The sequence below is a fragment of the Roseateles sp. P5_E11 genome, assembly GCF_054049355.1.
The window spans coordinates 1-1,481 of sequence record NZ_JBFUMO010000950.1; the positions used below are offsets into that span (position 1 = coordinate 1).

1 protein-coding gene is annotated in these 1,481 nt (G+C 67.6%); it reads right to left on the bottom strand.

From position 1 onward, the window contains the following. Positions 1-1,481: AIR synthase-related protein (locus ACXJKR_RS32400; RefSeq protein WP_457326350.1), on the bottom strand; the 1,481-nt coding region annotated here is incomplete at both ends.

Genomic DNA, 1,481 nt, shown 5'->3' on the forward strand with positions numbered 1-1,481 from the left:
GCGCCGACGTCGTGGATGGCCAGCACCGGGTTCTCGGCCCCCAGGCCCCAGCAATGGTTGATGACYTCCTGCGCACGCCGTTCGATCTCGGGGTTGCCGCGTTGCACGGAATCGAAATCCAGGTCAGCCGTGTTGGTGCCCGCCGCCATCGAGCTGGCCGCGCTGCCGCCCATGCCGATGCGCATGCCCGGGCCGCCCAACTGGATCAGCAGGCTGCCGGCCGGGAACTCGATCTTCCGGGTCAGGTCCGAGCGGATGGTGCCCAGGCCGCCGGCAATCATGATGGGCTTGTGATAGCCGCGGCGCACGCCGTCCACGGTCTRCTCGTAGACACGGAAATAGCCCGCCAGATTGGGCCGGCCGAACTCGTTGTTGAAGGCCGCGCCACCGAGCGGGCCCTCGATCATGATCTGCAGCGCCGACGCGATATGCGCTGGCTTGCCCACCGGGTTCTGCTCCCAGGATTCGCTCAGACCCGGCAGATGCAGGTTGGAAACCGAGAAGCCGGTCAGGCCCGCTTTGGGCTTGGAACCGCGGCCGGTGGCGCCTTCATCGCGGATCTCGCCACCCGCGCCGGTGGACGCACCCGGGAAGGGCGAGATGGCCGTCGGGTGGTTGTGCGTCTCCACCTTCATCAGCACCTCGGCCTGCTCGGCGCGGGCCGTGTAGGCCGAGCCCGGCGCGTCGGCGGCCATCCAGCGCTGGATGGCATGGCCTTCCATGATGGCGGCGTTGTCCGAGTAGGCGACGACCGTGTGCTGCGGGTTCAGCTTCTCGGTGTTGCGGATCATGCCGAACAGGCTCAGCGGCTGGGCCTCGCCATCGACGATGAAGCTTGCGTTGAAGATCTTGTGACGGCAGTGTTCGCTGTTGGCCTGGGCGAACATCATCAGCTCGACGTCGCTGGGGTTGCGGCCGAGCTTCTTGAAGTTGGTGTCGAGGTAGTCGATCTCGTCGGCCGACAGCGCCAGGCCGAATTCAACATTCGCCTTCTCCAGCGCGGCACGCCCCTCGCCCAGCACGTCCACATGGGCCAGCGGCTCGGCGGTGCGCTCGTCGAACAGATGGGCGGTGGCCTCGCGGGTGAAGCAGACCGACTCGGTCATGCGGTCATGCAGCAGTTCGGCGCAGGCCTGCAGGTCGGCTTCGCTCAGCGCCTTGGCACCACCGAGCAGGCCGGGCTTCAGCGAGACGCGGTATTCAACGACGCGCTCGACACGCTTGAGCGCCAGGCCGCAGTTGCGTGCAATGTCGGTGGCCTTGGACGCCCAGGGGCTGACCGTACCGAAGCGCGGCGCGACGACGACGAGGTCGCCGGTGGCTGCTACTGCAACCGGTTCGCCATAGGTCAGCAGCGCCTCGAAGCGCTGATGCGCATCACCGGCCATCGCCGTGTCGGTCCAGACCCAGTGCACCGCGCGGGCGCTGACGGCGCTGATGCGCTCATTGACCTGTTGCAGCCGGCCCAGCAGGGCTTGGGC